The sequence below is a fragment of the Pseudomonas sp. SWRI18 genome, from assembly GCF_014268345.1.
In the GTDB taxonomy this organism is placed as follows: Bacteria; Pseudomonadota; Gammaproteobacteria; order Pseudomonadales; family Pseudomonadaceae; genus Aquipseudomonas; species Aquipseudomonas cedrina.
The window spans coordinates 1-9,678 of record NZ_JACCQQ010000048.1 but is presented as its reverse complement, the minus strand read 5'-3'; the positions used below and the strand labels follow the sequence as shown (position 1 = coordinate 9,678).

Sequence of the window (9,678 nt, the reverse complement as noted above, 5' to 3'; positions counted from 1 at the left end):
CGCGAAAGCGGTGGGTCAGTCAACATCAATGTTTGCTGGGCCGACGTCTTCGCGAGCAAGCCCGCTCCCACATTTGATCTTCGTTACTTTAGCATTGCGTTCGCTTAACTGACTGGCATTAGGGCAAGCCCGCTCCCACAGGGGGGATCAGTGGCGTCTATAAGGTCAGGGTCAGGCGTTTTACCAGGGCCCCAGGCAACAGATTGGAAGCCGTATTGCGCTGGCCATAAGTACTCGCCGACAGCAGCAATTCCCGATCAGCGGTCAGCGCCTCCAACTGCGAACCGAGCAGGCTGTAGACACTGTCATCAAAGCGCATGGTGCTGACCGGCGCCTTGATCTCGCCGTCTTCCACCCAGAACGTGGCGAAGCGTGTCATACCGGTCAGGCGCGCCGCCGGCAGGTCGGAGTAGTTCAGGTACCACAGGTTGCTGATATACAACCCGGTGCCCAACTGCTTGAGAATATCGGCCTGGGCCAGAGTACCTGCGGCCATTTGCAGCGCGCTGGGGGACTCGTCGCTGCTCGCGCCGTTGGTGCTCAATCCGTATTCGGCGGCGCTGCGCGAGTTGATCAACCGGCCTTCAGCCTTGCCTGCATTGATCAGCGTGACGTCACCGCGCGGGTAACCTTCGCTGGAAAACGCCTGGCTCAGGGAGCCGCTGACCTGTTCGTCGACCTTCACCAGCGGGCTCAGGGACTGTTCACCGGCGTACAGCTTTTGCAGCGAACTGCCTTTGCTGGCGATGGCCTGGGCGGAAAACCCGCCCCAGGTGATGATGCTGATGATTTCTTCCAGCGCCGCCGGGGCCAGGTAGGCGCGGTACTGCCCGGGCGCAAGGGCGTGCAGCGGGCGGCCCAGGAATTCAAGTTGCTCGCGGGCCTGCTGGAAGCGCCGGGCGAACTCGGCGCTGTCCCAGGTGTGCCCGGCGTAGCTGGCCTTGACCGCTTCGCCATTGGCATGGAACAGGCTGAAATCGAAATTGAAGCTGTTGGCCTGGTGCCAGCCGAAGGCGCCGTTCGAACTGGCAAAACCACGGCTGATGGGACCTGCGGCGTAAATGCCGACCAGGTCGACGCCGTCCGCGGCCTGGCTGATGTCATCCAGCACCTGAGCCAGTTCCGGCAGCGGCCGGGCCTGTTCATTGTGGCTTTGCCAGGCGTTGTGGTTCAGCAGCAGGTAGGGATCCGGGGGCAGCAACGGCAAAGTTTCGCGCAGCTGTTGCAGGCCATTGGCGAGGCGCTGACGGTCCAGCTGCGGCTCACCGGCCAGGGTGATGGCAAGGTCGGCATGGCGGCCGTCGTTGATCAGCTTGAAGTTGAGGCTGGCTTGCTGCACCTGCCCGGCCTGGCGCACCTTGGCGTGGTTGAAACGCACGAACTCGGACGCTTCCGCCGCGTAGCCCAGGTGAAATTGCTCCTTGTCGGTGATGGCCTGCTTGAGCCATTGCACCAGTGCCTTGAAATCATCCATCAGGCATCTCCCCCGAATACGTCGACATCACTGAACACACAGGCCGGCGACGCATGGCCGACACGGATCACCTGGTTGGGCTCGCCCTTGCCGCAGTTCGGCGTGCCCAACACCTGGAAGGTACTGGCATCGCCGACGGCGCTGAGCTTGCGCCAGAACTGTGCGGAAATCGCCCGGTAGTTGGGGTTTTTCACCACGCCCTTGAGTTCGCCGTTTTCGATAAGTTGGCCCCATTCGCAGCCGAACTGGAACTTGTTGCGCGCATCGTCGATGGACCACGAACGGTTGGTCGACATCAGCACGCCGTGTTCGATGCCACCGATCAGCTCGACCAGGGATTTGTCGCCGGCCTCGATATTCAGGTTGGCCATGCGGTCGATGGGCGCGCGGTTCCAACTGCTGGCGCGGCTGTTGGCCACGCCTTGCATGCCCGCGCGAAATTGCGACAGCGCTCCGCCCAGCGGCCTGAGCAGCAAGCCTTCGCGGATCAGGAACTGCTTGCTGGCGCGGCTGCCGTCGTCGTCATGGCTGTAGCTGGCAAGCTGTTCGGGGATGTCCGGGTCGAAGGTGACGTTGAGCAGCTCGGAGCCGTATTGCAGGTGGCCGAAGTCGCTGGCCTTCACAAAGCTGGTGCCGGCGTAGTTGCGCTCGTCACCGAGGATGCGGTCCAGCTCCAGCGGGTGGCCGATGGATTCGTGGATCTGCAGGATCATCTGGTCGGGCATCAACAGCAAGTCACGCGGGCCTTGGGGCGTGTTGGGCGCCAGCAGCAATTGCAGGGATTCGTCGGCGATGCGCGGCGCGGCGCCGACCAGGCCGAAGCGGCTGATCACGCCCAGCCCGCCTTGCTGGCCGAAGTTGGTGCCGCCGAAGGTGCGCGTCTGGCTGTCGTTGCCATCGAAGGCCGTGACATTCACGCCCGGGAACACAAAACGCTGGGCCTGGCGCAGTTCGGCGCCGGCACTGTTGAGGTAGATCTGCTCGACGTGGGTCAGGCCCAGGCTGACTTCCCAGTTCACCAGGCGCTCGTCCTTGGGGACGGCGGCGGATTCGTCGCCGAGCAGCTGGTAGCAGTCACTCAGGGACGGGAAGGGCTGGTCGAGGTCGGGTGACAGGTAGTCGGCCACATCGCTGGAGACGTGCTGGTCGCGCAGGTCGAGCAGGGCGTGGGGCAGTATCTGCCGGGCTTGCCGTTCGGCGCGCTCAAGGGCGGCTTGCAGGCCAGGCAGGGAAATATCGTTGGTCGCGGCGTAAGCCTCCACGCCATTGAGACGCACGGTGAGCATAGCGCCCTCGTCGTGGTTCAGGTGCGGTGGTTCGGCGACGTTCTTGCGCACGGCCAGGTACTGGCCGGATTCACGGACGTAGCGCAGCGAGAAGAAGTCGGCGTGGGTGCGCAGGGCACTGAAGTGCTGTTTGAGTGTGGCGTGGTGGTCGAACATGGGGCCTTCCTTGTGGGCGGCTCAGCGCGGGCAGGCAACAGAGTAGGCCTGGGGCTGGAGCTGATCAAGAAGGCGATTCTTCATGGCAAGCATCATGTCGTGACAAGCGGGCTTGTTGTGGCGAGCGGGCTTGCCCCGCGTTGGGCTGCGTAGCGGCCCCAAAAATCTGGGGAGCGCTGCGCACTCCAACGCGGGGCAAGCCCGCTCGCCACAACGAGCCCGCTCCCGCAGGGAAGGGATTACTGCGCAGCAGGCCCCACTTCACGCAGCGGCTTGCCCCGCACCGGCGCATCGCCTGCCACGTAGTAGTCGGCGGTGCTGCGCGGCAGTGGCTTGCGGCCACGGATCTTGTCGGCGATTTTCTCGGCGATCATGATCGTCGGCGCGTTCAGGTTGCCGGTGGTGATGATCGGCATGATCGAGGCATCCACCACGCGCAGAGCCTGCATGCCATGCACGCGGCCTTCGCCATCCACCACCGCCATCTCGTCGGTGCCCATCTTGCACGAGCAGGACGGGTGGAACGCGGTTTCGGCATGCTCGCGGATGAACTGGTCGAGTTGCTCATCGGTTTGCACTTCGATGCCGGGGCTGATTTCGCGGCCACGGTACGGGTCCAGCGCCGGTTGCTGCATGATTTCACGGGTCAGGCGGATGCCGTCGCGGAACTCCTGCCAGTCCTGCTCGGTGGCCATGTAGTTGAAGAGGATGCTCGGGTAGTCCCGTGGGTTCTTCGATTTCAACTGCACGCGGCCACGGCTCGGCGAACGCATGGAGCCCATGTGCGCCTGGAAACCGTGCTCTTTCACACCGTTGCTGCCGTTGTAGTTAATCGCTACCGGCAGGAAGTGGTACTGGATGTTCGGCCATTCGAATTCTTCACGGGTACGGATAAACCCGCCTGCTTCGAACTGGTTGCTGGCGCCGATGCCGGTGCCGTTGAACAGCCATTCGGCACCAATCGCAGGCTGGTTGTACCAGAGCAGCGAAGGGTACAGCGACACCGGTTGGGTGCACGCATATTGCAAGTACAGCTCAAGGTGATCCTGCAGGTTTTCCCCGACGCCTGGCAGGTCGTGGACCACCGGGATGTCGAGGCTTTCCAGCAGTTTGGCCGGACCGACGCCGGAACGTTGCAGCAATTGCGGCGAGGCAATGGCGCCGCTGCACACCAGCACTTCTTTACGGGCGCGGGCTTCAACACGCTCCTCGGCGGCGCCGATCAGGTAACGCACGCCAACGGCACGCTTGCCTTCGAACAGTACTTTGTCGGTGAGGGCGTGGGTGACGATGGTCAGGGTAGAACGCTTTTTAGCCGTGTCCAGGTAACCGCGTGCGGTGCTGGCGCGACGGCCGTTCGGCGTGACGGTACGGTCCATCGGGCCGAAGCCTTCCTGCTGGTAACCGTTCAAATCTTCCGTGCGCGGGTAACCGGCTTGCACGCCGGCTTCGACCATGGCGTGGAACAGCGGGTTGTTGCCGGCCTTGGGCGTGGTCACGCTGACCGGGCCATCGCCGCCGTGCCAGTCGTTGGGGCCGATATCGCGGGTTTCGGCTTTACGGAAATACGGCAGGCAGTCCAGGTAGGTCCAGTCTTCCAGGCCCGGCAGTTTCGACCAGTTGTCGTAGTCCATGGCGTTGCCGCGGATGTAGCACATGCCGTTGATCAGCGAAGAACCGCCCAGGCCCTTGCCGCGACCACATTCCATGCGGCGGCCGTCCATGTGTGGCTCCGGATCGGTTTCGTAGGCCCAGTTGTAGCGGCGGCCTTGCAGCGGGAACGCCAGGGCGGCCGGCATCTGGGTACGGAAGTCCAGGCGGTAGTCGGGGCCGCCGGCTTCCAGCAGCAAAACGGTGACGCCTTCGTCTTCGGTCAGACGGGTCGCCAGGGTGTTACCGGCAGAGCCGGCACCCACAATGATGTAATCGTATTCTTGGGACATTGAATGCACCCTCTTTGGAGATGGTCTGGTCAGGCGAGTGCTTCGCACTCATCGCAGGCAAGCCAGCTCCCACATTTGATCGGGTTCACACAGTCAAATGTGGGAGCCGGGCTTGCCCGCGATGACGGCCTCGCGGGCAATACAAGGCTCGGGGTTAGAACACCGAGGCGTAGTCGCCCAGTTCGACCTGTACCGATTTGATGCGGGTGAAGTTGTTCAGCGAGCTGATGCCGTTCTCACGGCCAACACCGGATTGCTTGTAGCCGCCGACCGGCATTTTGGCGTCGGACTCGCCCCAGGCGTTGATCCAGCAGATACCCGCTTCCAACTGATGAATCACGCGGTGGGCGCGGTTCAGGTCCTTGGTGACCAGGCCGGCCGCCAGGCCGAAGTCGGTGTCGTTGGCGCGGCGGATCACTTCTTCTTCGGTTTCATAGGTGAGGATGCTCATCACCGGGCCGAAGATTTCTTCACGCACGATCACCATGTCGTCGGTGCAGTCGGTGAAGACCGTCGGGGCCACGTAGGCGCCTTTGGCCAGCTCGCCGTCGGTCAGGCGACCGCCGCCGCACAGCAGGCGCGCGCCTTGCTCTTTGCCTTTGGCGATGTAGCCCAGCACGCTTTCCATGTGGGCGAAGCTGACCAGCGGGCCGAAGTTGGTGGTGTCGTCTTGCGGGTCGCCCACACGGATGCGCGCAACACGTTCAAGGATTTTGGCTTCGAACGCCGTTTGCAGGTGCTTGGGCACGAATACGCGAGTACCGTTGGTGCAGACCTGGCCGGAGCTGTAGAAATTGGCCATCATCGCGATATCGGCGGCACGGTCCAGGTCGGCGTCTTCGAATACGATCAGCGGCGACTTGCCGCCCAGTTCCATGGTCACTTCTTTGAGCGACGAGCTGGACGCGCTGGCCATGACTTTCTTGCCGGTGTCGGTGCCGCCCGTGAACGAGACTTTCTCGATGCGCGGGTGCTCGGTCAGCCAGGTGCCGACTTCACGGCCGCTGCCGGTCAGTACGTTGAACACACCCGCTGGAACGCCGGCTTCGGTGTAGATCTCGGCCAGTTTCAGGGTGGTCAGCGAAGTGACTTCGCTCGGCTTGAAGATCATCGCGTTACCCGCGGCCAGGGCGGGTGCGGACTTCCACAGGGCGATCTGGATCGGGTAGTTCCACGCGCCGATACCGGCGACCACGCCCAGCGGCTCGCGGCGGGTGTAGACGAACGACGTGTCGCGCAGCGGGATCTGCTCGCCCTCGATGGCCGGCACCAGGCCTGCGTAATACTCCAGCACGTCAGCGCCGGTGACGATGTCGACGTACTTGGTTTCGGAGAAGGCTTTACCGGTGTCCAGGGTTTCCAGGGCAGCCAGTTCGTCGTTGCGCTCACGCAGGATGTCGACGGCGCGACGCAGGATGCGCGAGCGCTCCATGGCGGTCATGGCGGCCCAGATTTTCTGGCCTTTCTCGGCGCTGACCACGGCGCGCTCAACGTCTTCCTTCGTTGCGCGTTGCACTTGGGCGAGAACTTCACCGTTAGCCGGGTTGATGGCTTCGAAGGTGGCATCGCTGCCAGCGTCGCTGTAGCCGCCGTCAATGTAGAGTTTTTGCAGTTCGAAACGGGCCATAAAGTCCTCGCAAGTGCATAAGTGGTTGGCGCGGTTCGGGAGTTGAGCGGTTATCGGTGCTCTAACTCACCTGCTTGGCCAATTGGAAATCCATGTATTCGTGCGCAATGCGTTGCGCCTGCTCCGTGTCGAAAGCGTCTCCCGACAGGGCACCGCGCAACCACAAACCGTCGATCAGGGCCGCCAGGCCTCGGGCCGCGCTGCGTGCTTCGGGCAATGGCAGCGCACGGCGGAACTGGCAGCACAGGTTGGAATACAGACGTTGATCGTTGATCCGCTGCAACCGGTGCAAAGACGGGTGGTGCATGCTGGAGGCCCAGAAGGCCAACCAGGTTTTCATTGCCGGGCCGTTGACCTGGCTGGCGTCGAAGTTGCCGGCGACGATCACCTGGAGGTGGGCGCGCGGGCTGTCATCCTTCAACGCTTGTCTACGTGCGTGGATGTTTTCCATCAGCACGCTCATCAAGTACTGCATCGTCGCCGCGATCAGGCCGTTCTTGTCCCGAAAGTAGTGACTGATGATGCCGTTGGATACGCCTGCCAAACGGGCGATCAGCGCAATGCTGGCATCTCCCATTCCGACTTGATCAATGGCCGTCATCGTGGCTTCGATCAACTGCTGGCGGCGTATGGGTTGCATACCGACCTTGGGCATGTAGCACCTCTCCTTAGGCCTGCCGACGGGCGATCACGTCCATCGGCTTGAAGGCCAGTCTATTTTGTTTTGATTGAACGTTCAATCAACAAAGAATAAGCTCTGCGACAAATGGTCGCTGCCTACAGATATTTCCTACCTGAGAGCCGCGACCTCTGACACCTGCGAAAACCCCTGAAACAGGCCGTATCAGGGCCTGTGCACCGCTTCGGCGGGGTCTGGGATTTTCGGGGTGTCTTTATAACACCCGTCCGTCGACTGCCGAAAAATCGATGTCCCGGGATAACCGTTGCCTTGTGTTTCTCTCTCGCACTGCCCGGAGCATCTGCGCCATGAGTTCTGCCTCTCTTATAAAGACCCCGCCAGAAAAGGTACGGGTCAACGGTTGGGTGTTCTACACCTCCACCGCATTGATTCTGTTGTTGACCGCCATCCTGATCATCGCCCCGCAGGAGGCCGGGCGCATGCTCGGCGTCGCCCAGGCCTGGCTGTCGAAAAGCTTCGGCTGGTACTACATGGTGGTCATCGCCGCCTACCTCGTCTTCGTGGTCGGCCTGGCGTTTTCGTCCTATGGCAAATTGAAACTGGGCAGCAAGGACGACACCCCGGACTTCAGCTACGGCGCCTGGGCCGGCATGTTGTTCTCCTCGGGCATCGGCATCTCGCTGCTGTACTTCGGCGCCTCCGAGCCCTTGGACCACTACTTCAACCCGCCCGAAGGTGCAGCCGCCAGCAATGGCGCCGCACGCCAGGCGCTGCAGTTGACCTTCCTGCATTGGGGCCTGCACGGCTGGGCGATCTATGCCCTGGTCGGCCTGGCCGTGGCGTACTTTGCGTACCGCCATAACCAGCCGCTGGCCTTGCGTTCGGCGCTGTACCCGCTGGTGGGCGAGCGCTGGGTGAAAGGCGCGGCCGGCCATGCGGTGGATGGCTTCGGTATGTTCGTGACCCTGCTGGGCCTGGTGACCAACCTGGGGATCGGCTCGATGCAGGTCTCGTCCGGGCTGGAAAACCTGTTCGGCATGCAGCACAGCAACACCAACCTGTTGATCGTGATCATCGTGATGAGCACCGTGGCGACCATCGCGGCGGTGTCGGGCGTGGAGAACGGCATCCGCCGCCTGTCCAACCTCAACATTGTGCTGTTCAGCGGCTTGCTGATCTTCGTGCTGCTGTTCGGCCCGACCCTGCATTTGCTCAACGGTCTGGTGCAGAACACCGGTGACTACCTCAACGGCATCATCCTGAAAACCTTCGACCTCTATGTGTACGAAGGCGACGCCGACAAGACCGAGCGCTGGATGGGCCTGTGGACCCTGTTCTACTGGGCCTGGTGGATTTCCTGGGCGCCCTTCGTGGGCATGTTCATCGCGCGTATTTCCCGTGGGCGGACCGTGCGCGAACTGGTGGCGGGCGTGTTGCTGATCCCGCTGGGCTTTACCCTGGCGTGGTTGTCGATCTTCGGTAACTCGGCCCTGGATCTGGTGCTGAACCACGGTGCGGTAGAGTTGGGCAAGACCGCCCTGGAACAGCCGTCCATGGCTATCTACCAACTGCTGGAGCATTACCCTGCGTCGAAAATCGTCATTGGTGTGTCGATCTTCGTGGGCTTCGTGCTGTTCCTGACGCCTGCGGATTCCGGCGCGGTGATGATGGCCAACCTTTCCTGCAAAGGCGGCAACGTGGACGAAGATGCCCCGCATTGGCTGCGGATTTTCTGGTCGGCGGTGATCACCCTGGTGACCATCGGTTTGCTGTTCGCCGGTAACTTCGAGGCCATGCAGACCATGGTGGTGCTGGCGGGGCTGCCGTTCTCGGTGGTGCTGGTGCTGTTTATGTTCGGTTTGCACAAGGCGATGCGCCAGGACATGGCGATCGAACAGGAGCAGGCGCAATTGGCTGAGCGCGGCCGTCGTGGTTTCAGCGAGCGCTTGACCGCGCTGGACCTGCAACCGAGCCAGGGCACCGTGCAGCGTTTCATGGACAAGCACGTCACGCCGGCGCTGGAAGAAGCCGCGTCTGCGCTGCGTGAGCAAGGATTGGAAGTGCAGACGTTGTTGGGTAAATCCAAGCGCTGCATCGGTGTGCGGATCGAGAGGGAGGAGGGCAACCCGTTTGTCTACGAAGTGAGCCTGGATGCCTACTCGTCGGCGCCGAGCGACCTGCCCGAGGAAGAGCGTACGCGCTACTACCGTGCCGAGGTCTACCTGCACAACGGTGCTCAGGAATACGACCTGATGGGCTTCACTCAGGAGCAGATCACGCGGGATGTGCTCGATCAGTTTGAAAGCCATCGGCAACTCCTTGGCCGGGTCTATAGCTGATAGTTGAAACGAGCGGCGCCCTCACTGGCACCGCTTTCTTATGTCGTACATAGATCAAAATGTGGGAGCGGGCTTGCTCGCGAATGCGGTGTATCAGTGGCAGATGTGCTGACTGACACACCGCATTCGCGAGCAAGCCCGCTTGTGTCTTGGGCAAGGATTAGACTGTGGGTGAGAGCGGTGAGTGGCAAGCTGAATGCCCGGAGTGCTTAA

At 62.1% G+C, this 9,678-nt stretch carries 6 protein-coding genes; 1 reads left to right on the top strand and 5 read right to left on the bottom strand.

Annotated elements, in window-relative coordinates; translation table 11 throughout:
* Positions 1 to 157: 157 nt before the first annotated feature.
* The 5 genes from H0Z09_RS27095 to betI form a co-directional block, all read right to left on the bottom strand.
* Positions 158 to 1,474 (bottom strand): TldD/PmbA family protein, encoded by a 1,317-nt coding sequence (locus H0Z09_RS27095; RefSeq protein ID WP_186694912.1) that lies wholly within the window; start codon positions 1,472 to 1,474, stop codon positions 158 to 160.
* Positions 1,474 to 2,916: a TldD/PmbA family protein gene (locus H0Z09_RS27090; protein WP_186694910.1), complete on the bottom strand. Its 1,443-nt coding sequence runs from the start codon at positions 2,914 to 2,916 to the stop codon at positions 1,474 to 1,476. The genes H0Z09_RS27095 and H0Z09_RS27090 overlap by 1 nt, the downstream gene beginning before the upstream one ends.
* Before the next feature lie 239 nt (positions 2,917 to 3,155).
* Positions 3,156 to 4,859 (bottom strand): choline dehydrogenase, encoded by a 1,704-nt coding sequence (betA, locus tag H0Z09_RS27085; protein WP_186694908.1) that lies wholly within the window; start codon positions 4,857 to 4,859, stop codon positions 3,156 to 3,158.
* A gap of 154 nt (positions 4,860 to 5,013) precedes the next feature.
* Complete coding sequence (gene betB / locus H0Z09_RS27080) at positions 5,014 to 6,486, bottom strand: betaine-aldehyde dehydrogenase (protein ID WP_186694906.1); 1,473 nt, start codon at positions 6,484 to 6,486, stop codon at positions 5,014 to 5,016.
* 61 nt (positions 6,487 to 6,547) lie between these two features.
* Entirely contained in the window at positions 6,548 to 7,141 is a 594-nt protein-coding gene (betI, locus tag H0Z09_RS27075) for a transcriptional regulator BetI (protein WP_076953220.1), read from the bottom strand.
* Between the two features lie 389 nt (positions 7,142 to 7,530).
* On the opposite strand from betI, the gene H0Z09_RS27070 reads away from it, so the two are divergent.
* Positions 7,531 to 9,465 (top strand): BCCT family transporter, encoded by a 1,935-nt coding sequence (locus H0Z09_RS27070; protein ID WP_346656808.1) that lies wholly within the window; start codon positions 7,531 to 7,533, stop codon positions 9,463 to 9,465.
* Positions 9,466 to 9,678 lie beyond the last annotated feature (213 nt).